The 24,240-nt window shown below is 45.2% G+C and carries 22 protein-coding genes; 9 read left to right on the top strand and 13 right to left on the bottom strand.

Annotated elements, in window-relative coordinates; translation table 11 throughout:
* Window positions 1-3: 3 nt before the first annotated feature.
* Both CH367_RS02170 and CH367_RS02165 read right to left on the bottom strand, forming a co-directional pair.
* The gene (locus CH367_RS02170; RefSeq protein WP_004459036.1) at window positions 4-285 is read right to left on the bottom strand and encodes a hypothetical protein; all 282 of its coding nucleotides are present in this window, start codon (window positions 283-285) and stop codon (window positions 4-6) included.
* A 129-nt stretch (window positions 286-414) separates the two neighbouring features.
* Window positions 415-1,965: a cellulose synthase family protein gene (locus CH367_RS02165; RefSeq protein ID WP_165783193.1), complete on the bottom strand. Its 1,551-nt coding sequence runs from the start codon at window positions 1,963-1,965 to the stop codon at window positions 415-417.
* Between the two features lie 470 nt (window positions 1,966-2,435).
* Between CH367_RS02165 and CH367_RS02150 the strand changes: the two genes are divergently transcribed.
* On the top strand, window positions 2,436-3,173 hold the full coding sequence (locus CH367_RS02150) for a motility protein A (protein ID WP_100761320.1): 738 nt from the start codon (window positions 2,436-2,438) through the stop codon (window positions 3,171-3,173).
* A 71-nt stretch (window positions 3,174-3,244) separates the two neighbouring features.
* The gene (eat, locus tag CH367_RS02145) at window positions 3,245-4,600 is read left to right on the top strand and encodes an ethanolamine permease (protein WP_244284444.1); all 1,356 of its coding nucleotides are present in this window, start codon (window positions 3,245-3,247) and stop codon (window positions 4,598-4,600) included.
* Between the two features lie 8 nt (window positions 4,601-4,608).
* On the opposite strand, the gene CH367_RS02140 is transcribed toward eat, so the two are convergent.
* Window positions 4,609-5,406 carry a TOBE domain-containing protein gene (locus CH367_RS02140; protein ID WP_100760861.1) on the bottom strand — a complete coding sequence of 266 codons (798 nt, stop codon included), beginning with the start codon at window positions 5,404-5,406 and terminating at the stop codon, window positions 4,609-4,611.
* 159 nt (window positions 5,407-5,565) lie between these two features.
* Between CH367_RS02140 and CH367_RS02135 the strand changes: the two genes are divergently transcribed.
* Window positions 5,566-6,792: a molybdopterin-dependent oxidoreductase gene (locus CH367_RS02135; protein ID WP_100760860.1), complete on the top strand. Its 1,227-nt coding sequence runs from the start codon at window positions 5,566-5,568 to the stop codon at window positions 6,790-6,792.
* Here the strand turns inward: CH367_RS02135 and CH367_RS02130 are convergent, their stop codons facing one another.
* Entirely contained in the window at window positions 6,793-8,181 is a 1,389-nt protein-coding gene (locus tag CH367_RS02130) for a cytochrome-c peroxidase (protein WP_100760859.1), read from the bottom strand.
* A gap of 3 nt (window positions 8,182-8,184) precedes the next feature.
* A complete protein-coding gene (locus CH367_RS02125; RefSeq protein ID WP_100760858.1) occupies window positions 8,185-9,945 on the bottom strand; it encodes a hypothetical protein in 1,761 nt (586 codons plus the stop codon).
* A 233-nt stretch (window positions 9,946-10,178) separates the two neighbouring features.
* On the opposite strand from CH367_RS02125, the gene CH367_RS02120 reads away from it, so the two are divergent.
* The gene (locus tag CH367_RS02120) at window positions 10,179-10,667 is read left to right on the top strand and encodes a hypothetical protein (RefSeq protein WP_100760857.1); all 489 of its coding nucleotides are present in this window, start codon (window positions 10,179-10,181) and stop codon (window positions 10,665-10,667) included.
* Between the two features lie 51 nt (window positions 10,668-10,718).
* Here CH367_RS02120 and CH367_RS02115 read toward each other — a convergent pair whose 3' ends face one another.
* Genes CH367_RS02115 through CH367_RS02095 form a run of 5 tightly spaced genes read right to left on the bottom strand, consistent with a single transcriptional unit; the run spans window position 10,719 to window position 13,794 of the window.
* Entirely contained in the window at window positions 10,719-11,051 is a 333-nt protein-coding gene (locus tag CH367_RS02115) for a DUF1292 domain-containing protein (protein ID WP_100760856.1), read from the bottom strand.
* Window positions 11,048-11,350, bottom strand: a complete 303-nt coding sequence (locus CH367_RS02110; RefSeq protein WP_100760854.1) for an HNH endonuclease — start codon at window positions 11,348-11,350, stop codon at window positions 11,048-11,050. Before CH367_RS02110 ends, CH367_RS02115 begins: the two co-directional genes overlap by 4 nt.
* 9 nt (window positions 11,351-11,359) lie before the next feature.
* Window positions 11,360-12,352: a type I phosphomannose isomerase catalytic subunit gene (locus CH367_RS02105; RefSeq protein ID WP_100760853.1), complete on the bottom strand. Its 993-nt coding sequence runs from the start codon at window positions 12,350-12,352 to the stop codon at window positions 11,360-11,362.
* A 5-nt stretch (window positions 12,353-12,357) separates the two neighbouring features.
* Window positions 12,358-13,083, bottom strand: coding sequence for a DnaJ domain-containing protein (locus tag CH367_RS02100; protein WP_100760852.1), 726 nt, complete (start codon window positions 13,081-13,083; stop codon window positions 12,358-12,360).
* A 9-nt stretch (window positions 13,084-13,092) separates the two neighbouring features.
* A complete protein-coding gene (locus CH367_RS02095) occupies window positions 13,093-13,794 on the bottom strand; it encodes an LIC_12936 family protein (protein WP_100760850.1) in 702 nt (233 codons plus the stop codon).
* Window positions 13,795-13,916: 122 nt separating this feature from the next.
* Here CH367_RS02095 and CH367_RS02090 point away from each other — a divergent pair, with 122 nt between their 5' ends.
* Window positions 13,917-14,249, top strand: a complete 333-nt coding sequence (locus CH367_RS02090) for an STAS domain-containing protein (protein ID WP_100760849.1) — start codon at window positions 13,917-13,919, stop codon at window positions 14,247-14,249.
* Window positions 14,250-14,275: 26 nt separating this feature from the next.
* On the opposite strand, the gene CH367_RS02085 is transcribed toward CH367_RS02090, so the two are convergent.
* Entirely contained in the window at window positions 14,276-14,881 is a 606-nt protein-coding gene (locus tag CH367_RS02085; RefSeq protein WP_100760848.1) for an LIC10729 family protein, read from the bottom strand.
* A 32-nt stretch (window positions 14,882-14,913) separates the two neighbouring features.
* Here CH367_RS02085 and CH367_RS02075 point away from each other — a divergent pair, with 32 nt between their 5' ends.
* The 4 genes from CH367_RS02075 (at window position 14,914) to CH367_RS02060 (ending at window position 21,294) form a co-directional block, all read left to right on the top strand.
* Window positions 14,914-15,855, top strand: a complete 942-nt coding sequence (locus CH367_RS02075; protein WP_100760847.1) for a bifunctional riboflavin kinase/FAD synthetase — start codon at window positions 14,914-14,916, stop codon at window positions 15,853-15,855.
* A 306-nt stretch (window positions 15,856-16,161) separates the two neighbouring features.
* A complete protein-coding gene (locus tag CH367_RS02070; protein ID WP_100761319.1) occupies window positions 16,162-17,586 on the top strand; it encodes an OmpP1/FadL family transporter in 1,425 nt (474 codons plus the stop codon).
* Between the two features lie 169 nt (window positions 17,587-17,755).
* Window positions 17,756-19,495: a SpoIIE family protein phosphatase gene (locus CH367_RS02065; protein ID WP_100760845.1), complete on the top strand. Its 1,740-nt coding sequence runs from the start codon at window positions 17,756-17,758 to the stop codon at window positions 19,493-19,495.
* A 2-nt stretch (window positions 19,496-19,497) separates the two neighbouring features.
* Window positions 19,498-21,294 carry a SpoIIE family protein phosphatase gene (locus tag CH367_RS02060; RefSeq protein ID WP_100760844.1) on the top strand — a complete coding sequence of 599 codons (1,797 nt, stop codon included), beginning with the start codon at window positions 19,498-19,500 and terminating at the stop codon, window positions 21,292-21,294.
* A gap of 11 nt (window positions 21,295-21,305) precedes the next feature.
* Here CH367_RS02060 and CH367_RS02055 read toward each other — a convergent pair whose 3' ends face one another.
* Together CH367_RS02055 and fliD are read right to left on the bottom strand one after the other, a co-directional pair.
* On the bottom strand, window positions 21,306-22,262 hold the full coding sequence (locus CH367_RS02055; RefSeq protein ID WP_100760843.1) for a hypothetical protein: 957 nt from the start codon (window positions 22,260-22,262) through the stop codon (window positions 21,306-21,308).
* Between the two features lie 14 nt (window positions 22,263-22,276).
* Complete coding sequence (gene fliD / locus CH367_RS02050; RefSeq protein ID WP_100760841.1) at window positions 22,277-24,196, bottom strand: flagellar filament capping protein FliD; 1,920 nt, start codon at window positions 24,194-24,196, stop codon at window positions 22,277-22,279.
* Between the last annotated feature and the right edge of the window lie 44 nt (window positions 24,197-24,240).

The raw sequence follows: 24,240 nt of genomic DNA, 5'->3' as shown, positions 1-24,240 counted from the left end.
TCTTTAGGTGAGAGTTTTCACCATGTAGATTTCGTCTTTGATCGGAAGTTCTTTCTTAAGATTTTTGATATAAGGAAGAATTTCACCCATCGGCTCATAAAATTCACAGTTCACTTGCATACGGCGAGCAACGGTGAAATATTTATAGAGCTTTTCTTCTCCGGATCTTTTGGACCATTTTTTCTTGGTACATTTTACGCGGAGAATGTATTTGTCTGCCTCGGATTCATACTGTCTTACGGTCACGCAGTGCAGGCAATTAGCGCAGTAAACTTTCTCACTCATCGGGGTTCCTATAAAAGTAGCGGTATTTTGTCAATTTTTCAGAAAAAAGTGCAAAGTCAAGCAGAAGCCGTCCGGGTCTCAGCCAGGATAGGGAGAATCTCTTCTCTCTATCCTACTAGTTAGACGGAATTAAGCCTGAGCGGGAAGTTCTTCCGTGGATTCTTCTTTGGAAGCTCCGAGTTTCCAGAGAGCTTCTTTCAAAGATAAATATCCCACGTAGAAGAATCCGAGTGCGTAGATTGCTAAGAATCCGACGATCTGCGGTTTTCCAAGCATAAACGAAAGAACCACGGTTCCAAGGCAGTAAATTCCCATAAGGAACTCGAGAACCACGTGGAAATCCAATGGAACGGTGTATTTCAGTCTTTCTTTCAATACGTCCGTGCTCTTTTCGATTTTGAGTTTCGGAGTGCGTTTGAAGGAAGATTGAATTCCGAGAATCGCTTCGAGCCAAGCTCTTGTGTTTACGATCGCGATTCCGGTTCCGATCATGATGAGAATCGGCAGATAAACCATTCTTCTCTTCCAATCTTTATGAAGGGTTTTCTGAGAATACGCGTAGAAAATCATCGGACCAACGGATCCTACGGAAAGAATCGCCGCAGTTCCCATCAGAATCTCGATCGGAAGATCGTAGAAGCTGAATCCGGACCAGTAGTCCATCAGCAACAACGGGGCGCTGAAAAGAATATTGATCACCATCAAAGGGTGAACCGAATAATTGATCAAGTGAACGATGGCTTCGGACTTGATTCTCCAAGGAAGATCCGCACGGAGAATTCTCGGAAGCAATTTAACCGCGGTTTGGATCGATCCCTTACACCAACGGAACTGTTGGGATTTGTAAGCGGAAATCATCGCAGGGATCTCAGCCTTACATTCAATATCTTTAAAATAACGGAATTTCCAGCCTTTCATCTCTGCGCGGTAAGAAAGGTCGAAGTCTTCGGTAAGAGTGTCGTGCTCCCATCCGCCGGAGTCGGTGATACAATCCTTTCTCCAGATTCCCGCGGTTCCGTTGAAATTCATCCAAAGATGGGAACCGTTTCTCGCAACCTGCTCGATCATAAAGTGACCGTCGATTCCGAAAGATTGCGCTTTTGTAAGAACGTTGTAGTCCGCGTTTACGTGTCCCCAACGAACCTGAACCATTCCAATATTAGAATCTTCGAAATAAGGAACGGTTTTGATTAAGAAGTCGGGATCCGGCATGAAGTCCGCGTCGAAAATGGCGATGTACTGACCGCGTGCCACTTTCATTCCCGCTTCCAGAGCTCCGGCCTTATAACCGGTGCGTGCCGCCCCGGATCTGTGTAAGTGATGAATGTCGAAACCGAGAGATTTGTAGTGAGCGATTAGGTTTCTGGACTTTTCGACCGTTTCGTCCGTAGAATCGTCCAAAAGCTGGATCTCAAGTTTATCTTTAGGATATTTAAGTGCGACAGTGGTTTCTAACAAACGATCCACAACGTAGAATTCGTTGAAAATCGGGAGCTGAACGGTTACGACCGGAAGGTTCGGATCGTTGACGTCGAGAATCTTATCAGGTTCAGATTCGCAGTATGCATGGTTCTTTTTGTAGAGATATACCATTACGTAGGTATGAATCCCGAAGAAAAAGAGAGCGACGATGTCGATCCCATAAATGGCTAGAAACAGTACAGTTACGACGGTCAGCATAATGATAGCCAGGAAAAATTTTGCCCGTTAAAAGTCAAAGGTTTTGCACCGCATAAAATTTTTAGTTTTTAAAAATGGCCCGGTATTTTTTAGCGAGAAGCCTAATGTAGGAACTCCTGCGACCGATACTTTTCAATGGATGGACAACAACCTCCCTGGTTGTGTTCCTCCACTGCGAATTTTCATTTTGAAACGGACGGGGGGACGAAAGTTACACCGTCCCCTTTTTTTGTACCTATCGAGCGATTCAAAAGAGCGAGATAACCAAAAGGCAGTGGAACGTCGAACTCAATGTTTCTCCCTACGGGTCGAAACATAAGGTTGGTTCTCAGCGCGGCTGAGATCGTAAGATCGCAGTCCTTTGAATTTGTGGGAACTCCTTCACATCTATAAAATTACCGCCGACCAGCATTCCCACATGAGACAGAATTTTCTTGTAAAAACCCGTGATTGCGGGAACTCTTGCGGAAATGAATCCTACTCTCGTTGGCCTTTCCGTTGCATTCTTGTCCGTCCTGATAGCGATTCTTTTGGAAGGAGCGCATTTCCTTTCCTTCTTAAAAATTTCGGCGCTTCTTTTAATCATCGGAGGAACCGCAGGCGCGACCTTCGCCAGCTTTTCGTTGGAACAAATCAAGGACCTCATTCTCAACCTTCAAACCGCCGTTTTTCCAAGAAGAAAGCTTCCACTCGGAGAACTCTTTTTGGATTTCGCGGAACGCGCTCGTAAGAACGGACTTCTTTCTCTCGAAGACAATCTCAAGTCGATCCAAGATCCGTTTTTACAAAGAGGAATTCAACTCATCGTAGACGGAACCGATCCGAGAGCCGTGGAAGAAATTCTTTTTGAATCCGCGATCGCGATGGAAGACAAGGAAGCAAACTCCGCGAAAATTTTAGAAACCGCAGGAGGTTTTTCTCCAACGGTGGGAATCATCGGAACCGTAATGGGTCTTGTCGGAGTTCTCGAAAACTTAGGAGCCGGAACGCGCGCGTTGGGAGAAGGAATCGCAACCGCATTTATCGCGACCTTTTACGGAATCGCATTCGCGAACCTTCTATTCTTCCCTCTTGCGAACAGAATCAAGTCCTGGTCCAAAGAACAATCCGATCGTAGACAAGCCATCATCCGAGGTGTGATCGCACTTCAAAGCGGAGACAACCGTCGTATACTTATGGAAAGAATGACTCCGTTTATCGGCGGTTGAGGTTCGACTTTCGCCATTTCGAATTAAAAATTTCTTTCCTTTCTTTCCCATCGGGAATTGATTCTTCCTTCATGTCTTCTTCTTTACAAAAGGTTCTCGGGCCGTTTCATCTCTGGGGAATTTCGGTCGGGCTCGTAATTTCAGGCGATTACTTTGGTTGGAATCTCGGTTGGGCGCACGCGAACTTTTGGGAATTTTTGGCCGCGGTGACTTTGATCGCGATTTTTTATTCCTGTTTTTCGCTTTGTTTTACGGAACTTGCGGTTTCGATTCCGCACGCGGGTGGGCCGTCCGCTTATGCGCATGTCGCCTTGGGACCGTTAGGCGGACTGGCCGCGGGATTTTTTACGCTTACCGAATTCGTTCTTGCGCCGCCCGCAATCGCTTCCGCGCTCGGAGGATACTTTCATTTTTTGATTCCTTCGATCGGAGCCGAAATAGCGTCTAACGTGTTTTTTATCCTTCTGATCGGGATCAATCTATTAGGAATCAAACAAACCGCGAGATTCGAACTGTTCGTAACACTCACCGCGGTTTTTGGTCTTCTTTTTTATTTCGGATTCATCTTTCCGCATTTCGATACCGCTAAACTTACCGGCGATTTCACATTCAATTTTTGGAATTTGTTTCCGGCCCTTCCTTATGCGATTTGGTTTTTTCTAGCGGTGGAAGGAGTGGCTATGGCCGCCGAAGAAGTAAAAGATCCCTCCAAGGACATTCCTCTCGGTTATCTTTCGGGAATCGGCACCTTGGTTCTTTTGGCGTTCGGAGTATTGTTCGGAACTGCGGGAGTCGTTTCCACGGGAGAAGTTTCCAAATTGGATTACCCTCTTTCGTTTACATTAGGAAATCTTTATGGATCTTCTTCTTGGACCGTTCTTCTTTTCACCTTTATCGGTTTGTTCGGTTTGATCGCCTCGTTGCTCGGAATCATTCTCGGGTATTCGAGACAGATCTACGCGCTGGCCAAAGAAGGTTTTTTACCGAGAATTCTTTCCGGTCTGAATTCGAAAACGAAGGCTCCGAGTCTTGCGATTCTCGCGGGCGGAGTCGTCGGGCTCGTTTCCCTTCAGTTCGGAAACACGGGAGAACTCATCACGTTGTCCGCGTTCGGCGCCTGCGGAATGTATTGTATCAGTATGATTTCTTTTTTTGTGCTGAGAATCAAAAACCCGAACCAGAAAAAGCCGTATCAGGTTCCTTTTTATCCCGCTCTTCCGATCTTGGCGATCGTCCTCGGATTTGTCTGTTTCATCACATTAGCGATTTATAATACTTTTCTATTCTTAATTTTGGGCGGAGGACTTGTTTTTTCGTTTTTGGTTTATTGGGGCAATAACGGATTCGATCTCAAAAGGGTTCCCCATTCTTCCCTTTCCCCCGATCGGGAAGAAGGTTCCTTGTCCAGAGGGGATACCGATTTTTAAATTCGATTTTATTCCACGGCCAAGATCACGGAAGAAGCGTTGAAAAAAGCGTAAACGGGTTCCCCTTCTTTTAAGTTCAAACGTTCGGTCGCCTGACTCGTGATCACCGAAGTCAATTTATTTCCGCCGTTCAACTCCACGATGATCTCGTCGTTGACCGCACCTTTCGAAATGGAAAAAACTTTTCCCGAAAGAAGATTTTCCGAACTCGTACGAAGGGAAGAATCGACCGCAAGTAAAACGAAAGAAGCCTTGATCAATGCGTACACCGGACTTCCGACTTTAAGACCCAAGTCCTCAACGCTTCGATTGGTGATCGTCGAAACGATTTCCTGATCCCCTTTGAGAGTGATTACGATTTGAGAATTCACCGCGCCCTTGGAGACGGTTTTGATCTTTCCGTAAAATTGATTTCTTGCGCTCGTTTTCATCGCGATCCTACTTAAAAAATTCAACAGCTCGAGCGGATTGTCCATCCTTTCGCCCAAACGATTTATAAATTTATTATGTTCTTCGTCTACGATCTCAAAAAGTCGAATGATATCCTTCGCTTTGGAAGTCAGCTTTGCCCCGCCTCCGCTTACGCCGCCGACGCTCTTTTCGACAAGAATCTCCTTATGCAAGTTATTGATTAAGTCGATGGAATCCCACGCGGTTTTATAACTGATTCCGACTTCCTTTGCCGCTTTGGATAAGGAGCCGCATTTATCGATCGCGCGAAGTAGATCGATCTTTTCCTTTCCCAAATTGCTGGCCTTATTGTATTTCAGCCAAAGATTTCCTTCCAACTGGAGATTATTCTTCATTCGTCGTTCCGCTCTTGATTCTTCTCAAAAGAAGAATTCTACGGATCGTTCCATTCTTCCGAAAGCCTTTTTCTTATGGAATTTCGAAATACGATTCGTTATATAATTGACTATATAGCGATTTTGTTTGTGATGGGATCATCCCCGAGGAAGTGAAAAATGTTCTCTTTGATTCGAAAAACCGCCATTCTTTTGAAAACGTCTCTCATCGGAATCGTTCTTACGATTCAACCCTTGTTGTTCCACTGCGCTCCGCATGCAGGAGACGATTATTCTTCGGCACTTGCGGTCGCACTCGTATCTCAAAATTCTTCTTATAGCACGTCCTTCTCTTTGGAAGGACCGGATAACGGCGGTAATGCGGACTTGACGGTCGCTCCGTATTTTGAGTCGGGCTTATTCACCGTAACTTCCTTGCAGGACGATTCCAAGTTTCCTTTAAAGATCGTCTTATCAAACGTCGCCATTCAAGATAAGAATGGAACCGTGATCGAAACTGCGAACAGTTTTAAGGGAGTTTTGTTAAGAGACGTGATCAATCGTGGCGCCAAGTTCAAACCTTTCGATAAGGGAAAGGACGGAAGAGCGACCGTGATCGTTCTCGAAGGGAACGACGGTTATAAGGCGATCGTTTCCTATACGGAGTTGATGAGAACCGAAGTGGGCGCGAACATGATCGTCGCTTATGAAAAGAACGGCGCGCTTTTGGATGCAAGCTCCGGTAGTATGGCGGTCGTTTCGAAATCGGATACGAACCGAGGAATGCGTTACGTAAAATTCTTAAAAAGAATCAGAGTCATCAACGATTGGTTGACTCAAAGCGGAACGGGGACCACTTCCTCATTCAGCGTTACGGGAGACGTTTCCGTTCCGAAAAACTTCACTCTTGCGGATCTACAAAACCCAGCGTTGTTTACAAACAGAGACTTCAGCGCGATCGGACCGATCTCGAACAGCAAACATTATATATTAGGAAAAGGTGTTTTGTTAAGCGAAGTGATCGCCAAAGCGGGACTCGCGCATCCCGACCAACCTCAAAAATACTACGTGATCCTCGAAGCGACGGATAAATATCGGATTACACATTCTTACGCGGAGTTGATCAATACAAAAATCGGTCCGGGAATCGGTTCGCTGACTTCTCCCGGAGTTGTAGTCATTTCCGAATTCAAAAAGGGTCTCGGCGGAAACTATTACAACCCTCCCGCTTCGACGGGCGATTACACTTCCTGCACGGGAACGGGTAACGTTTGCGACGGAGATTATACGGCCACAATTTCCAGCGAGGACACGGCCGCATACGGAGGCGACGTTTCCGCGGGCATCAACCTCGGTCCTCGGAAGATGAGCTGGTTGAATTCGATCGTTTTAAAATACGTGGAATGATCAATCGGCGACCGGAAGTCCGCTGGGAACCGTCGACGGAATCCGGTTTCCCAACGTCAAGGTTGTCGGCGAGGATAGTGCATTCAAAAATTCTAATATTTGATCGATTTCCTTTTCGGTGAGAGATAAATTTCTTTTTAACAAAGGATCCAAGGTTTGTAGAATTCGATTCTGAGTCGCCACATCGGAAACATACGTGCTTCTCAACGAAAAAGGAATTCGATTCACGTCGTAATTCAATAAAGATGCGGAAGGTTTGAGATGATGAACGACCGCGTCTTTCAAAGAAACATAGGCTCCGTTGTGAAAATACGGACTCGTATAGGATACTTCTCGGAGAGGCGGAGTTCTGAAAGCGAACTCCTGCGAAACGTTTCCGGTTACGCCGGATCGTCCGAGATCCAACGGCGCCGAGGTTCCGAAACCCGGACCGAATTGAGGAACGGCGAGGTTGTGAAATTTTTGATCCGTCATCAAAGAACCGGAATGACAATCCGCGCAACCCGCTTTCCCGTAAAATAAAAAAGCTCCGTCCTTCGCCTTATCGTTGAGAGCGCTGTCGTCTCCGTCCAAATATCGATTCCAAGGAGACAAACTCCAATTCTTAGAATCCGTTGTGTTCCAAAGATGCGCCGTAAAATCGGAGATCGCATTCGCACAATGTTGAAATTTTAGATCGACCGTGTTCACGGAAGGATAAGCGTTTTGAAAAAGAATTACGTAAGCGGGTACCGCGGTTAAACGAGCGACTAACGCGTCCCAGATCGCCTGCGAATTCGAATCGGGAAGATTGGCGATTCCGTTACTTCCGTTTTGACCCCGCATTTCCGTTCTCGATAGAACGGGGAACATCGCCTGAGCGGACAATAAATTCTTGAGTCCGAAAGGCAAAGCGGTTTCGGAAGAAACAAAACTTCCGTTTTCGTTGATCTCGATTCTCCCGTCCCAGAAAAAATTTTTCCAACTCGCCGCGCCTCGATTGTGAAGTTCGATCGAATTCCTATGTATAAAATTCCCGGCGCCTAAACTTCGATTTTGTCCGGAGCCGTTTCCTCCTTCTCCGATGGAAAGAACCAAAGTGTCACCCGCAACCAACGCCGGCCCGTGACAAGTCGCGCAGGAAATGTTTTTGTTACCCGAAAGAATCTTATCGAAAAAAAGCGCCTCTCCCAACTTCAACATCGAAGGCGAAACCGTTTCGAGCGGAGCAAGCGGTTTTACTCCGTTTGCGTCCAACAGAGATCGAAGTCGATCGTCTACGGTTTTTCGATCCAAAAGCAAAAACGAAAACAATACATCCGAGGAAGATCCGGACTTCGGCGCGCACGAAACGAGAGCAAACAAAATCCAACATAAAAACGGAATGTACTTTCGTTCGGATCGGATCATATCTTAAAACATGTATTCCGTTGCAACTAACGTTTGTGTTTCGATCATCGGTCTTCCCATAAAGTCGTTTACGGTAACGCCGTTCGGGAAACCCATGTTCGGCAAAACCACTTGAGAAAATTGTTCCGAAACGTTTTGTGATTCGATCCCGGTCGTTCTTTCGTCCCCTCGAATTCTTTCCAAAGAATTCACTTTCATCGGTCGTCCCGTTTGATCGAACGAAAAAATCTGAATGACCGCGAGCGATACTTTCAATCGTTCCATCGGAAAATAACTTACCGCACTGATCGTTTTGTGAAACCTTGCCTTTCCATGATCGACGTGATTTCTGAGATCGAACAAATCCCTGCTTCCCAAATTTCCATACACTCCGTCCGTTTGAAGATCGTAACGAACCACTTGTTCGAACCAAGGAACCGTGGAGGGCGCGGATATCACTCCGGTCACAGGATCTTGAGAACGTCCGATTCCGTTTCCCATCCCGGCCGTGTACATAAAAAACGCGCCGACCTTTTCATATCGAACGTGGGCGTAGAGATAAATTCCTTTCGCTAAAGAATCTCTTTCGTCTCTCGTATTCGTAGCGTAGAGTTTTCTATACTCGTTCGAATTGACGGAAGTATCCTTACCCTGATTGAAAAAATCGTCCGGGAACAAGGCTTGTTCGTTGAGAAGATAGGATTTTCCTCTTCGATCCAAAAAGAAAAACGGACCGCCCCCAAGTGTGAACGAAAACGAATCCATGTTATACACAAGGTCCATTTGAAATCCGTAATATAGATCCTTCTTAGCTCTTTTCTCTCCGTGAAAAATTCTGATCCGAGGATGATTTTGACAATCGGCGGTGCATACGAAATTCGCCGAAGAATATTCGACTTCGTCCCGATCGATTCCGGTTACGTTCTTTAATATAAACGGAGAACTCAGACCCAGAAGATATTTTTTATTACCGCCGGTCGGAATGAAGTTTAGAATTCCTTGAAGATCGAGTCCGTAAGAATCGCCCGAACCTTTTGCAAGAGCGTCTAACTTATCGTTCGATCCGGTAATGGTAAGAATCTCCAAATTCTGAGCGTTGTTTCTTCTGTGAGTCGATTCGTTTCCGATCGTCAACTGAAATCCGTAATATTCGGATTTATGAAACAAACTCAGACCTCTTTCCACTCCCGTTGAAAAACCGAAGTTTTGAAACGCCGCGGATGCTCCCATTCTTCCGGTCGGATCTCCGTCGATATATCGATGGCCCATCACCTCCGTAAGATTGTAAACGGGACTGACCGTTGTTGCCGCGGGTTGTTGTCCGGCGCGTAGAGTTAAGAATCCGTCGAATAAAGGAACATTAAAATATGCGAATCTTAAACTGATCGCGTAATCGTTGAAGCCCTGACAAACCTGACTTCCGTCATAGTTCGCGCAACCGTTCGCTTCCTGAGCGTATGTCGAATAAACGTCCGGTGTTATGCGAAATCCATATCCCTTATATTCTCCTTCTTGAATTTCGCTTTGGAAGTTTATAAGTGCTCTTGCAACTCGAAAGCCCGTATTCTGATGATTGGGTCCCGCGTAATCGGGAGCGCCGTTCGGCTTTTTGTCATTGAGGTCGTAAGCCACCCAAAGCCGACCATCTACGCTGAATTTGGAAGCCACCCCGAGCTTTTTGTCTTCCGTGATCGCGTCAAAGGCCCAAGCGGATTGAAAAATCGAAAACAGAAGAACAAGAAAGAATATTTTTTTTCCAAATAAGAACGATCGAAGACGGCGCATATCGCTATATAATAAAATATATAGCGCATGTCAAGAAAAGGAAACGTAAATTCCGTTACGACTTGAGCACAACCCGGTCGACGCCCCGCGCCTTATCCAGAGGGGATACCGATTCTTAAAACGAAATCGCCTCCTGTGAAAAAGGGATTTTTCGAAACCCGTCGATCGTTGAAACGATTCAATTTGTTCTTTCTTTCCTTTGTAGAATTCGTATAATCTGTTTCTCGTTCATTATGGAACTCTTAAACGATTTCTTATCCTGGGCCTGGGCCCGTCATCACAATCCACTCAGCTGGTATATCCGGCCGATCATGTTGATCCCGTTTTGTTTTTTTGCATATAAACAAAGCGGCAACGGAATTCTACTCACGTTAGTCGCTTTAGCGACGAGTATGTTTTGGTTTCCCGCTCCGAATCCCCCGAGCGAGGAAGCGATTCACTTTTTGGAAATGGAAAAGGAATATCTGACATCCGAATGGACGATCGGAAAAATTCTGATGGGTTCGTTGGTGCCTCTCGGTTTTATTCTTCTCGGCGTCGCATTTTGGAAACGTTCCCTTTTATACGGCGCGATCGTTGCCAATTTGATGGTGATTTCGAAAGTAATCTGGAGCGCGGTCAACGACGCGGAAAATTCAACGGGAACGATTTATCTTCCCACGATTGTCGGAATGATCTTGTTCAATTCTCTTTTCTATTATCTCGCAAAGAGAAAAAATTAAAACGAAATCAATTCAAAAGCACTGCAATTCTATTTATAACAGAAGTCGGGATTAAACGATGTCCACGTTCAGTTCCGCGAGAATGTCTTCGAGTTCTCTTTTATCGCGCACTTCGATCAGACGATCTTCTCCGTATTCGGATTCGAGACGAACCGCAAAATAACCCGCATTGTCTTCGCCTCGCAGGGAGCTCACGTCCAAGTTGATCAAATTCAAATCCTCTTCCAAAACCGGAGACAAAAGGAGATATTGATTTTCGTCGATCTCCAATGCTTCGGAGACGATAAAGGAATGCGGATTTCCGTCCTCGTCCAAGAGCTGAACCGTTTCTTGGCTTTGTTCTTCGTGTTCCCTGGATTCTTCGTCTTGAGAAAGATCGTTCACGATCCGCTTCCTTCCGTTTCCGAATCGAACTCGAACGGAAGTTTATTCTTTTTTGCAAAATTACATTCTTTGCATGCTGGAACTAGGTTGGCCTTGATGGACTTTCCTCCCTTTGCGAGAGGAATGAGATGATCCATCGTCAATTCTTCGGGTAAGAATTTTTTACCGCAGTAGTGGCAGATGCCCGCACCCTTTTTCTTTTTCCACCACGGAGTTTTTTTGAGATCCTTTGCGATCCTTCTTTGTTTTGCGAGCTCTTCCTCGCTGATCCAGACGATCGGTTCTTCTTCGGGTTCCATTCGAAAATTCTAATCTTTATACGCGGCCCAATCGGAGCCGGGACCGCTGACGGAAAGTTTCGTATTCTCCGCGAGATTGACCGCGGAGATTCCTTCGTTCAAACCGGAGGCGGTTAAAAACAGAGTGTCTCCTTGGGAAAGAATTTCACCTTCGACTTGAATCTTTCCGTTAAGAACGATCAGAATCTGAAACACCGGTTCGGAATATACATTCGGAATTTGGAATGTTTTTCCGATTCCGGAAACTTCGAGCGTTTCCATCAGAAACTTGTCGTTTGCCGTTAGACGAAATCTTTTTCCTTCGTTCCAGGATTTCGATTCCGGTTTCATCACGTCCTTTTCGGAAGGTCCGGAATAATCCAAAACGTCGAGCGCTTTTTGAAGATGCAATTCTCTCGGTCTCCCGTAGTCGTAAACCCTGTAAGTGGAATCCGAGGATTGCTGCACTTCCATCAGAAGAATTCCCGCGCCGATCGCGTGGATTCTTCCCGGATTCAAAAGAAAGGAATCCCCTTCTTTCACCGTGATTTGTTTTAAAACTTCTTCGGCCTTATTTTGTTCCACGAGGGATTTGAATTCTTCCCTGTTGGTTGCATTCAAAAAACCGCATACGAGTTTGGAACCGGGTTCCGCCTGTAGAACCGTCCATGCTTCTTTTTTTCCCGCGCTCTTCGGATCGTATTTTTCGGCGTATGAATCGTCGGGATGAACTTGAACGGAAAGTTTTTCCTTGGCGTCTATGATCTTGATTAAAAGAGGAAAGGGTTTATCTCGGAATGGTTTTCCCAGGATCGCGTCCGTGTTTTCCCGATATGCCGAGCGAAAATTTTTTCCCGCGAGAGGTCCGTTGTTGATTACGGAAACGTCTTCGCCGTAATCCGAAATTTCCCAGGATTCTCCGATGTTTCCGTCCGGTATTTTTCTTCCGGGGAAGTCTCCGAGTTTTCTACCGCCCCAAATTCTATCCTTATAAATCGGATTAAATCGGATCACCTTCTGCATAAGACCTATTTTTTCCCTCCGTCCAGAAGTTCAATTTTTACTTTGAGACGGTTTTTCTTAAAATGAACGAATCCTTCGGGTTTGAGTCCGGAAAGATCCAGCTCGTAAATTTTTCCGGGAAGAAGTTTTCCCGCTTCCGCTTCGAGGTTGAGATTTCTAAAACTTTTATACGTCCCTTTTCCGCCACAGGAATCGCAGAACACGTTCGAACCCATACAATCCGGACAAAGAACCCGAACCACCAGCGGAATTTTCGCGGAAAAGGGAGAATTTAATTCTTCCGTAGTTAATAGAATTCTAATATCGTAATGAATGCCGGAATATTTTTTGCGTTCTTTATTTCGCATCCCCGCGCGCAGCAATCCGCGTCTTGCGAGTTCCACCGCCTGACCCGCGTATAAAATCCGAGAAGCCGGGATCTGTTTTATTTTTGCGGGAGAATGCGGATCTTTTTTCCCTTCGATCGCGGACTTGAACTTAAAAAGAATTTCGGGATGTCTGGAAAGATATTGAAGATCGTATTCTTTTCTGCGAGTCGGGTGTGTGAGAATCTGATACGATTGTGCGAATTTCTGAAAAAGATCGGAGGAACCGGTTTCTCTGTTATCGGGATGGAATATCTTCGCCAATTCCCGATAACGTGATTTTACCCTTTCGACGGAAGCCAAAGGAGAAAGCCCGAGATTCTTATAATGATCCGGGAAATTATTTTTTGACCCCGGATCGTTCATACAAGAATTCTACTCCTTCGGAAGGTTCTCCTGATAAGGTCCGCCGTTTTCCACCTCGCTAAGAGTGGTTTCCACGTCTTCTGCGGTGGTTTTGATATTTCCTTCCACATACTTATCGATTCGACGGATGATTTCCAGGAGGTTGGTTCTATAAATTCGGACAAGTTTCACCCTTTGTGCGGGTTCACGGATCGTTGCCACATTATAAACGACTTCTTTCGTACCGGAATCCGTTTTTTTTCTCACCACCAATTCGATGGAATCCGGAGTTTCGGAAGTAGGTTTATCGTTTCTAAGAATGCTGATTTCTTCATACTGAGGACGCATTTTGGAAATTAATGATTTCCTGCTCCAGAAAACGATCGATTCCAATTTCAAAGCCGTGCTTTGTTCCTTCGCGCCGGAAACTTTCAAAACGAATCTCAAATCGAGCATGTACCGATTTCTACTTTGAGGAATTTGATCCTCGTACGCGGGAATAAACTGACTGTAAAGATTGTCTTGGATCTGTTTTCTTCGGTTTAAAAATGCGAGGCGACTTTCGATTCGCTTGTGAAACTCCGCGATATCCTTTCCCAAAATTTCCAGGTCTTTTATTTGTCCCTGTTCATAAGGTAGGATTTTCACTTTACCATCCGGTTCAAACTCTTGGCTCGAAATACCGGCTAAGGCGGATATCATTATCAGGAAATAAAATAATTTGGCTTTCATTGTATAATTTTCCAGACCCGTCCTTTAATAGTTTCGGTGGTTCCGGGATTTTCCCTATAATTTTATCAAAAATAGATTGAACTTATCGTCAAATTCTGGGAAAAGGGAAGGAAAGGAACGGTATGGAAATCATTCATAGAAAGTCTGGAGAAACCAACATCGTAAGTCTTTCGGGCAGTCTCGATATCTATACCTCAATCGACCTCAAAACATTCTTCGAAACTAATATCAATAAAGATAATAAAAACGTAGTCGTAAATCTTGAAAAGCTTAACTACATCGATTCTTCCGGAATCGGAATGCTCATCAAGCAGTTGAACTATGTGCAAGACTTGAACGGTTCCTTTTTTATCGCGAACATGAAACCAGCAATCGAAAAGGTTTTCAAAGTCGCCGGTCTTACTTCCTATTTCAAGACCATCAGCCCCGCAGAATTCAGTTCGAACTTTCCGTAAAACCCGTAGCAAACAACGAACGCGTATTATTGTTGCGGGCGATAGTTGTATAAAACATCCCAGATTCCCCAAAAACGACCAAGTTCCCCAGCGTTCGGCAGGAGACGAAAGTCCATTCTCCCCTCGATCAACTCGCCCGGATCTACTCGAAACCGAACCGGAAATTGGGAAGAATAATCCCCTCCTCCCGGAAATCGAACCGTGGTTTTCAAAACGCCGTTCATATAAATTCTAAGTTCTCTCGGTTTCAATCCTTTCGGTCTTTCGGTAAACGTAAACTGCGTTAAATCCATTTGAACATACAGAGGTTCGTTGCGGGAAGGGTCCGCGGTCAGATAAAATCGGAGTCCTTCTTCGGGAATCATTCTGCAAAGTCCGTCCTGCAATCGACCCGTTCCTGCGCCCGGAGCCCAATCCCCTCTGTCCCTTTCCAACTGCATTCCGTTGTGAATCGCCCATGTGGAAAGCTCGGAGTATGTTCTAAAATCTTCGGTATGAAGAGGAGCTCCGTCTTCGCCCTGATGATCGAAGTTGATGAATTTTTTAAATTTCGGATTTTCTTCCGGTTGGAGAAACCCCGTACTGGTAAAAGTAAAACATAAAAAAACGAGTATGAATCGGTGCAAAACCATCTACTTTTAGTATCGACAGGACCGGGAAGAATTTGATCACAATCCATACACTTGACCAAGCCGGAAAAACAATTCATTCTCCCTGCGTCGTTACTTTGGGCAATTTTGACGGGATTCACCTCGGTCATCAGGCACTTCTGGATCGGGTTTTGAAGGTTTCCAAGGAAACCGGTCTCGCTTCCTGTGTCGTGACATACGATCCGAACCCCGCGATCGTTCTCGGAAAAAATCCGGAAATGAAAAGTCTCATGACCCTCGCCGACAAGGAAGAATGGATTCGCAAACAAGGAATCGATTTTTTAGTCGTTCTTCCGTTTAACAAAGAGTTGGCGGAGATGAGTGCGGAATCCTTTCTCGAGGAGATTCTTCTCGATCAAATCAAGGCCAAAAACATCATCATCGGTTTCAATCATTGTTTCGGTAAGGGAAGAAGGGGCAACTTCGAACTATTAAAAGAATATTCCGAAAAGCTAAAATACTCCGTGGAAAAAGTTGATCCGGTCTTTTTGGAAGACGTAAAACTTTCCAGTTCTTACGTGAGAGGATTGATCTCCGAAGGAAACGTTAAGGAAGCGACCCGTTGTCTCAACCGTTCTTATTCCGTTTCGGGAATCGTCGTCGGAGGGCATAAAAGAGGAAGACAGATCGGTTTTCCCACGGCAAACGTTAAACCAAACTCGGACATTCTTCTGCCGGGAATCGGCGTTTACGCTGGCTTTACGGTGGTCGAGGGAATAGAATATCCTTCGATGATCAACATTGGACGCAATCCTACCTTCGGAGAAAACGCGATCACACTGGAATCCAATATCTTCGATTTCCAAAAAGAGATCTACGATCAAACCGTACGGGTGATTTTCACGGAAAGAATTCGAAATGAAGTAAAATTTTCCGGCGTGGATAGTCTGATCGCTCAGCTCAAAGAAGACGAAATTTCCGCAAGAAACATTCTCAAAAGCGTCGCGACGAAATAAGAATTAAACATTCTGATTTTAGAATATTCTAAAATTTAGATTCTTTAGGGAAACGCGGTTCACAATATCATTTCGTTTTGACGAAATCTTTTCGAACACGCGCGGACTACTGAAAGGTTTTTGATTCTTCCTTCACGCTCCGTCGCAATGATAGAAATTGAATTCCAAGATTCTTAACAAATTGCAAAACATACTTTTCCGTTTTTCTATTTTTTGTAGGATATAGCGGATACCATATCCGTTATCCTGATTGAACGCTTCGAGCCTAGATTCATCTTGAAAGAAGATTTTTCTCAGGAGACCGAAATGATTTCAAACTTAGGAACTAAAACCCGGCTTTTGTATCCGGGCATTCTCGTCGTTCTTGCTTCGTTTTTCGATTCTACGCTTTGGGCGGTGGACGGCTTGACTCGAAACGCAATCAACGCAAGATACGAAGCCTTGGCCGGAACCAACACTGCGTTAGGCGGTTCTCCGGTGGACGTCGCGTTGAATCCCGCGAATCTTTCTTTGACAAAAGGAAAAAAATTGGAATTCGGTCTCGGCAATTCAACGATCTACAATCGTTATCAGGATCAGTTCCTCGATTCCAATCCGAACTACGCGTATACGAACGATAAAAAAAGTCAAGTCAACGCGCCCGCCCCCTACATCGCTTTGAAACTTCCGGTTACGGATAACGTGGATTACGGAGTCGCGTTGTATATTCCGGGCGGAGCGATCGGAGGCGTGGATAAGATCACAAGAAACACTCCGACCGGACAATCCTTAAACGATTGGGCCGGAGTCAACATTCCCGGACCGATCGGAGATTCCAAACAAATCAAGGAAACTAACAGCAATCAATTCGCCGTTGTCAAACTCGTAAACGGTCTTTCCGTTCGTTTGGGAAATCTTTCCTTAGGAGCGAGTTTGGAAGCGGTTTACGGGACACAAAAGCTCAATCAAAAATACTACGATATAACCGGAACCGTGGAAGTTCCCGGACAAGGTTATTATTACGAAAGTAGCAAGAAGGCGTTTTCGATCGGCGGAGTTTTGGGCGCGAACTACGCGTTCACCGAAAGATTTAGAATCGCCTATTCCTATCAGGCGCATTCTTCCGTTCCATTAAACGGACATTACCAAGTCGGCTTAAACAATCCTTATTATTATAGAAGAACCGGAGTTTCCTACGAGTTCGATCTTCCCGAAAAACATTCATTAGGTTTTTCTTATGGACCCGAGAATATAAAAATCGCCGTGGATCTGATCTACACGAACTACGGTTCTTATCTCAAAAAAGCGAATCAAAAACTGGAAGATCCTTGGCTTCCCACTCCTTTCGGAAACTTGGCGGACGCGGACGCGCATCTCAACTTTAGAAATCAAGGCGGCGTTCTTGTGGGATTCGAACACAAACTTTCCGATTCCTGGGTTTACAGACTCGGTTATTCCTATAATTCTCTTGCGATCAAAAGCAACGGACTCGGCGGAACCACGGGAGGATTTTTCTCGGTCTATCACGTTTTTGCGGGAGGATTCAGTTATCTTTTCGACAAATGGAGTTTGGATCTTGGAGTCAGCTACAACGGTCCGAAAAATCACGTTACCGGAGCCAAGGGAACGGATTGGGATCTTTCGCACTCGATCAAAACCGGTCCGACTTCGTTTAACAATGCGGGCTATTCTTACGGAGCGGAATCCACGATTCTCGCGGTGAACATCGGAGCGACCCGCCGCTTCGACTAAAAAATAGAATTCGAGGCGACGATCCAGTCTTCATTAGAATTTCATGAATTCTTTGTTGGCGCTTCGAATCTTTCCGAAAGAATTTAAGAAATAAATATTTTATAGTTTCAAATTCATCGTCAAAACGAATACTGGGGCCGGGCCCGATTCTCGAATTCGTTCTTGTTGTATGAATTATTACCTTTTTTTTCCAATGGCGGCTCTTTTTGCGAATACGGTGTTCATCGCATTCGTTTACGCAAGACGGACCGGTAACCCGATCATCCGTTCTTATCTTCTTTATACCATCGGACTCAACGCTTGGCTTTTCACTTACGCTTTCAGTTGGTCATATCCGCCCGAGTCCTGGATGACATGGGCTTTCAAAATTCTTTCCGCAACTTGGCTTCCGGTCGGAGCGCTTTATCTCGAATTCATCTACGCTTTTTTGAACAGGGTCCCCGGCGTTTTTCTTTGGTTTTTTAGAATCGGAATTCCGATTTCCTATCTCATCACACTTTCAACGGATTGGGTGATCCAAGGAAGCATTCGTTATTATTGGGGTTATGAAAACGAACCGGGTCCTTTGTATCTTGTGGTCATTCTTTGTTTCGTCGCTCTTCCCGGTTTTATAGGATTGGGAATTTTAATCCGATCCTTTTTCGTTTCCCGTAAGGATCAGAAAAAACAAATCGGCTTGGCGATCCTCGGTTCCATGTCGGCGATGTTTCTCAGTTTTTATTCCGAAATCATCCAAGTCGACGAACAAGGAAGAATGTTGAGCGTTCCGTTGACACCGATCGCGGTCGTGATCCAATCCTGTCTTATCTTTTTCGCGATCACGAGATACGGCTTTCTGAGAATCAACATCGAAGGTCTCGCGGTGGAATTATTCCGAGACATACACGACGGAATGATTCTTGTCAAACAGGATCGTTCGCTTTATTTTATGAACGAATCCGCGATGAAAATATTAGGAATTTCGAATACTCTTCCCGTTCATTTTTATCCTTCCGATTTTTTAAAAGGTTATCTCGAAAGTCCCAATCATCTTTCCAGGGAATATCAGCCTATCTTCAACCGCAACTGTAGGGGTGTGGAACTTACGAGGTCGAATATCGAATTGGCCGGCAACGAAAGCGGTTATCTTTTTATTCTTCGCGACATCAGCGAAAAGATTGAATCCAGGGAAAAGATAGAAAGTATCTATTCTTCTTTGAGCAAGGACTTGGAGATCGCAAAGATCGCGCAGACTTCCGCGATCTCCACGAAGTTTCCGGAAAGTTCCCGATATAAATTCCATTCTCATTTTCAACCTTTCGAACTCGTGGGCGGGGATTTTTTCCGGGCGCTTCAACGCTCGGACGGCAAACTCGATATTTTTTTCGCGGACGTTTCCGGTCACGGGATTTCTTCCGCGATGGTCGCGGGAATGCTTTCGATTTCCTTTCAATTGGTTATCGAAACGAGGCCTTCCCCGAAAGCCGCGCTCGAAAAGATACAAACTCTGCTTTTAAACGCGGTTTTAAACCATCATATCTCCGCAATCTATCTCTCCTACGATCCGAATTCAAAAATATTAGAATATTCTTATGCGGGTCATCATCCGATTCTGATCTTCCGAGACGGGGAAATCATTTCCTTGGAAGGCGCCGGAAGAATTCTTCTGATCACATCCGAAACGGAATTGAACAACTACAGCTTTCAATTGAAAAAAGGCGATATTCTATTCTTATATTCGGATTGTCTTTTCGAAGTTAGAAACAACGAAGGGGAAATTTTAGGTTACGAAAATTTCATGCTCAAGATCAGAGAGATCCCGGTGCACACCCCTTCCAACATTTTAAAAACGTCCATCGATCAGGCCCTGAGTTTCGGAAAGGGGAAACTTACCGACGATTTGGCCGTTCTAATCTTGGAGATTTTTTAACGATGAATCTCTACGCTCTCATTCCTTTTTCCGCGTTGCTCATCAACGGTTCCTTGTTCGCATACGTAAGCGCACTCAAGGGAAAGTCGCGGACCGTTTCTTTGTATCAAAGATTTTCGGTTCTTCTTTCGGTTTGGCATATCGCGCTGATTCTTTATTGGTCCTTTCTCCCCGGCAATTTACCCGTAATCGTTTTTAAAGTCTCGTCGTTCGCCTGGATCTTCATAGGCTGTTTGTTTTTCGAGTTTGCGGTTCAGTTCACCGGATCGAATTATAGATTTCTAATCTATTTTTTCCGAGGCCTATCTCTAGTATCTTTTCTGATCACGATCAGCACCGATCTCGTGATCGCCGGAAGCTCCCGAGCGTATTGGGGGGATATGATCGTAGGCGGGCCCTTGTATCTTCCGGTCACCACGTTCGTGATCGGAATTCCCACGTTAGCCGCTTCTTTGATTCTCATTCAAAGCGGAATCCGTTCCAACAATCCTCTTTTGAAAAAACAATCCAGACTCGTAGCTTACGGAACGATCTTTACGTATCTTTTGAGTTATAGCACGACCCTTCTTCCGCGTTATTGGAACCCTTCCCTTACGTTCCCGCCGATCAGCGGAAGCGCGGCCTTGATCCAATCGATCTGTATTTTCATAGCGATTCAGAAATACGGATTTATGGATCTCAAATTGGAACATATCGCTCTCAGACTTTATTCCGAAATTCGGGAAGGTGTGATTCTTCTTTCCTCGAAAGGGATTCTTCTTTTTATCAATCTTTCCGCGAGAAAGATGCTTCGTCTTCCGGAGAATATCGGAACCGGAATCGGCTTCGATCTATCCGGTTATCTCGAGGAATTTCCTTCCGATTCTTTTTTTGAAAGAAAAGAATTCGTAAACCTCAGCGTTCAAACGAAAGAACAATCCTACGGACTGCACGAAGAGTTTTTACACGTGCCCGAAAACAAATACCTGGAAGTTTCCTCTTCCCCCATTCCTCTTTCCGGTAAAAACGGAGGAAGGGTTTACATCCTCAGGGACATCACGGAAAAAAAAGAATCCCTCGAGAAAATTAGAAAATTATTATATAGATTGGACCTGGATCTGGATCTCGCAAGGGACATCCAGGAGATGATCACAACGAGGGACTTTCCGGATTCTCCCGATTACAAAATCCATTCCCATTTTCAACCCTACGTAAAAGTCGGCGGGGATATACTGAACGTAATCAAGGAGAAGGACGACAGTCTTCATATTCTTTTTGGAGACGTTTCAGGTCACGGTATTTCGGCGGCCATGGTTGCGGCCATGACTTCCATCGCGTTCGGAGCTTCGACGAAAAGAAGCAAACTGACCGATCACAATCTTCTTTTTATCCATCAGCTTTTGAAGGACACGATCACACTTCACTTTCTTTCCTCCGTTTATATGAGATACGTTCCATCCATTCGAAGATTAGAATATAGTTACGGTGGACATCATCAAGGTTTGTTGATCCGGAACGGCGTTTGCAGTTTTATCGAAGGTTCCGGAGGAATTCTTTTTGCGATCGCTTCTCCGAAAATCCAGAGATACGAACTCGATCTTCGAAAAGGAGACAGGATTCTTTTTTATTCGGACGGTTTGTTCGAGGTGAAAAACGGGGAAGGAAATATTCTAGGCAGAAATCAATTTTTGGAAGCGGTCAAATCGCTGGTCGTAGACGATACGAGTTCCATGATTCGATCGATTCTCTCCTACTCCGGCTCTTTCGGAGAAGGAGAGATGTCCGACGACGTTACGATCTTTTGTCTGGAAGTATTTTAGAATATTCTAATTTACGCGATCTTTTCGCGGATCGACTTCAAGAACGGAAGAAACTCGTCCAAGGTTCCGGGCAATTCGTATTCAATGGAATCCCCGGCGCGAATGATGTCCTTTTCTTCCAGGGCGACCGCGATTCCCGCGAGAATCTCGCTCAATTCTCCCGTCTTTTCCTCGAAGCCGACTCCGTCGATCGAGATCCCTGCGAGATCCAGATCCGGTTTTCGGAGCTTCAAAGTGATAAACGAAGTCAGAAGAACGTTGATCTGTGAAATGGATTGGGTCAACAACTCGGTCGCGACCTCGTCCTTTCCGGATTGATACGCCTCGTTCACTTTTACGAAACCTTCTTTGAGCCCGCCTATGTTTCCGATAAACGTGTCCAGAATTTCCTTCAAAGTGGGAAGATCCAAATCCAACACTTGAGTTCTTGCGATCAAGTCCATGATGAAAAGTTTCAGGTCTCTGAGATGTTCCAAAAACGCTTCTATCGTTTCGGTATTATCCAGACTTCCGCAGTTGGATGAGATCTCGGATACGATTTCCGAAACCGTGTTACCGGTCCCCATCGGTTTGATCTGATCGAGTTTAAGATGCAACAGGTTCGACGCGGAATTCAAAACGGTTTGAATCCATCTGACTCCGTCGCTCAGTTCGGAAGATTCTTTTTCGGTAAGCGAATCCCTTCCGAATAAAGTGGAACCGACCTTGTCCACGTAAAGATCGAGTTCGGTCAGAGTGGAAACGAGAAAGTCCATCTCTTCGCCCACGAAAAATTCCATCTTATTCGCGGAATCGATTCCCTGTTCGTTCATGCTGGAAGCTTGAAATTCGATTCCGTCAACGGTGCAACCGAGAAGATATTTTCCCTTCGATTCAACCCACTTGTTGATTTCGCCGAAAACTTCGCCCAACTTCTTTTCGTTTTCAAGAGAACTATCTAAGAGATGTTCGTTGATGTAGATTTCCATTTCTCTCTCCTGTTTTACTCGTTTCTCGCGCCTTTGAGATTGTTGTTCAAATAGGCGCCGACCGCTTTGTTCTTACCGACTCCCTGTTCCATATAAAGAAACTTGGACTTCAGTTTTTTCTCGTAACTCACGAGATGATTTTCGTATTCCTTGATCTTCTTGTTGTTATCGGTGACCTGCTCTTCCAACATCTTCACCTTGCCGGCGACAAGTCCGCCCGCATACTGAGTGTAAGGTTTCACGTGTTCGAGAAGATCGACCGCAACTCCGGTGTCCATTCTCGCGTCCGAATTCGTATCGATCGCAAAAAGATTTCGGACCGCATCGGGATTTTCAGCGAGTTTGTTTTTGAGTTTTTCCTCGTCGAGAATCAGAAACCCGTCCTGAATATCGGCCCATTTGCTTCCGACATTTCCGGTGCTGATTCCGATGTCGCTTAACATTCTTACCGAACTTTCGCCGCTTACCGGATAAGAGGAACTCGCGACCGTTTTCATCCCCGCAATCAGACGAAGAACGGTATGTTCCCCGGATAAAAGACCCGTTTTCGTTTTTCCTTCCCAAAAACTTTGTCCGATCTCCGTGCCTTCCTCTTTCCCGTCTCGAACGGTCGCATTCTTATCGACCGCGGTGGATTCTTTAGAAAACTTTAATACGGTATTGTAAGCCGCGATGAACTCTTTGATCATCTCGATTCCTTTTTCGGAATCCGTTTTGATGTCGATGTTCACGGGTGTTTCGGTTTTTTTATGGAGATTCAGGGAGACTCCGTCGAGAACGTCGGTAAGTCCTTCGTTTTTAGGACGATTGACTTCGATCCCGTCCACTAAAAAAACCGCGTCCTTCGCTTCCGCGATTTCCTTCGCGGGTTTAGCGCCGCGAAATTCTCCGGGAATCACTATATGAAAAGAATCTAATATTACCGTTTTGCCGCTTGAATTTGCGAAAAGAATCTTATGAGCCTTTTGTCCCGTGGGAAAATTTTTCAGATTCAACACGACCTTTCCGTTTTGTTTGGAAGCGGTTTCAAAGATCATCTTCTCTTTATCGTTTTCTTTATAAAGAATTCCTAATTCTAGTTTGTCTTCCTGCGCGAATTCGACCGATGTGATGAGTTCGATTCTTGTGTTCTTCTTCAACTCGGTGGTCGGAATTCCGAATTGAAACGAACCCACGCTCGCGATTTCCATCCACTTCTTTCCGTTCTCTTCTTTAAAGACCGGTTTGGAATCCGCGGGCACTCCGTATTTTTCGGATTGAAAAACGAGAATCTGATCCTGTTCGGGAAGAAGATTCATTACTTTCGGAGGATCCGCAGGTTCGCTCGCGCCGACCAAGTTTGCGGCTTGCAAAACTCCATTAGAATCTTCGAATTTAAGTTTGCGTTCCTTACCGGACAATCCCGCGGTAAGAGTAAGAACGTAATTGTCCCCGTCCACTTTTACGAGCCCGGTGCTGACAAGTCCGGCCGCGGAAACTTTGATGGAAGACGCGAGATCTCGGATCGTTCCACCCGAGAATTCTATTTCCTTCTCGCTATCCCCCGAAAAAATTTTAAAACTTCCGGCCGGGATTTGTTTGTTCGCGTCCGTTTTATCGCCGGAGATTTGATGATACGTTGCGAGTTCTTTGATTTCGATTTTGCGTTTACCGGCGCTGGCTGAACGAGAAGCGTCCCCGCTCACCACACCTTCCGGTTCCGATACGATATTCTTCATCGCAAACGGAGCGGTAAAAGATATGAGTGCTCTTGTTTTATTCTGTAAGTCGGTCGTGACTATTTTGAGGTCGCCCCAGGCTTTTGACTGAGCTTTGTTAAACGAATTCTGTTGCTCAAGTCGGCGGATCGGTTTGGCTTCCAGTTCCACCAATTTCTTTACGATCATATTTGTATCTTGTCCGGAGCTAAGTCCTGGAATCGTAAATGCGGGCATATTGTCCTCCTACATTCTTAATCGGTCGAATCGGAAAAAAGATA

Source organism: Leptospira barantonii, assembly GCF_002811925.1.
GTDB classification, from domain to species: Bacteria; Spirochaetota; Leptospiria; order Leptospirales; family Leptospiraceae; genus Leptospira; species Leptospira barantonii.
This window is presented reverse-complemented; position numbering and strand designations above follow the sequence as displayed.

Excerpts from the sequence above, each read along its gene's own strand:
- CH367_RS02170 (WP_004459036.1), bottom strand. The coding sequence starts at position 285 with ATGAGTGAGAAAGTTTACTGCGCTAATTGCCTGCACTGCGTGACCGTA.
- CH367_RS02165 (WP_165783193.1), bottom strand. The coding sequence starts at position 1,965 with ATGCTGACCGTCGTAACTGTACTGTTTCTAGCCATTTATGGGATCGAC.
- CH367_RS02150 (WP_100761320.1), top strand. The coding sequence starts at position 2,436 with ATGAATCCTACTCTCGTTGGCCTTTCCGTTGCATTCTTGTCCGTCCTG.
- eat (WP_244284444.1), top strand. The coding sequence starts at position 3,245 with ATGTCTTCTTCTTTACAAAAGGTTCTCGGGCCGTTTCATCTCTGGGGA.
- CH367_RS02140 (WP_100760861.1), bottom strand. The coding sequence starts at position 5,406 with ATGAAGAATAATCTCCAGTTGGAAGGAAATCTTTGGCTGAAATACAAT.
- CH367_RS02135 (WP_100760860.1), top strand. The coding sequence starts at position 5,566 with ATGTTCTCTTTGATTCGAAAAACCGCCATTCTTTTGAAAACGTCTCTC.
- CH367_RS02130 (WP_100760859.1), bottom strand. The coding sequence starts at position 8,181 with ATGATCCGATCCGAACGAAAGTACATTCCGTTTTTATGTTGGATTTTG.
- CH367_RS02125 (WP_100760858.1), bottom strand. The coding sequence starts at position 9,945 with ATGCGCCGTCTTCGATCGTTCTTATTTGGAAAAAAAATATTCTTTCTT.
- CH367_RS02120 (WP_100760857.1), top strand. The coding sequence starts at position 10,179 with ATGGAACTCTTAAACGATTTCTTATCCTGGGCCTGGGCCCGTCATCAC.
- CH367_RS02110 (WP_100760854.1), bottom strand. The coding sequence starts at position 11,350 with ATGGAACCCGAAGAAGAACCGATCGTCTGGATCAGCGAGGAAGAGCTC.
- CH367_RS02105 (WP_100760853.1), bottom strand. The coding sequence starts at position 12,352 with ATGCAGAAGGTGATCCGATTTAATCCGATTTATAAGGATAGAATTTGG.
- CH367_RS02100 (WP_100760852.1), bottom strand. The coding sequence starts at position 13,083 with ATGAACGATCCGGGGTCAAAAAATAATTTCCCGGATCATTATAAGAAT.
- CH367_RS02095 (WP_100760850.1), bottom strand. The coding sequence starts at position 13,794 with ATGAAAGCCAAATTATTTTATTTCCTGATAATGATATCCGCCTTAGCC.
- CH367_RS02090 (WP_100760849.1), top strand. The coding sequence starts at position 13,917 with ATGGAAATCATTCATAGAAAGTCTGGAGAAACCAACATCGTAAGTCTT.
- CH367_RS02085 (WP_100760848.1), bottom strand. The coding sequence starts at position 14,881 with ATGGTTTTGCACCGATTCATACTCGTTTTTTTATGTTTTACTTTTACC.
- CH367_RS02070 (WP_100761319.1), top strand. The coding sequence starts at position 16,162 with ATGATTTCAAACTTAGGAACTAAAACCCGGCTTTTGTATCCGGGCATT.
- CH367_RS02065 (WP_100760845.1), top strand. The coding sequence starts at position 17,756 with ATGAATTATTACCTTTTTTTTCCAATGGCGGCTCTTTTTGCGAATACG.
- CH367_RS02060 (WP_100760844.1), top strand. The coding sequence starts at position 19,498 with ATGAATCTCTACGCTCTCATTCCTTTTTCCGCGTTGCTCATCAACGGT.
- CH367_RS02055 (WP_100760843.1), bottom strand. The coding sequence starts at position 22,262 with ATGGAAATCTACATCAACGAACATCTCTTAGATAGTTCTCTTGAAAAC.
- fliD (WP_100760841.1), bottom strand. The coding sequence starts at position 24,196 with ATGCCCGCATTTACGATTCCAGGACTTAGCTCCGGACAAGATACAAAT.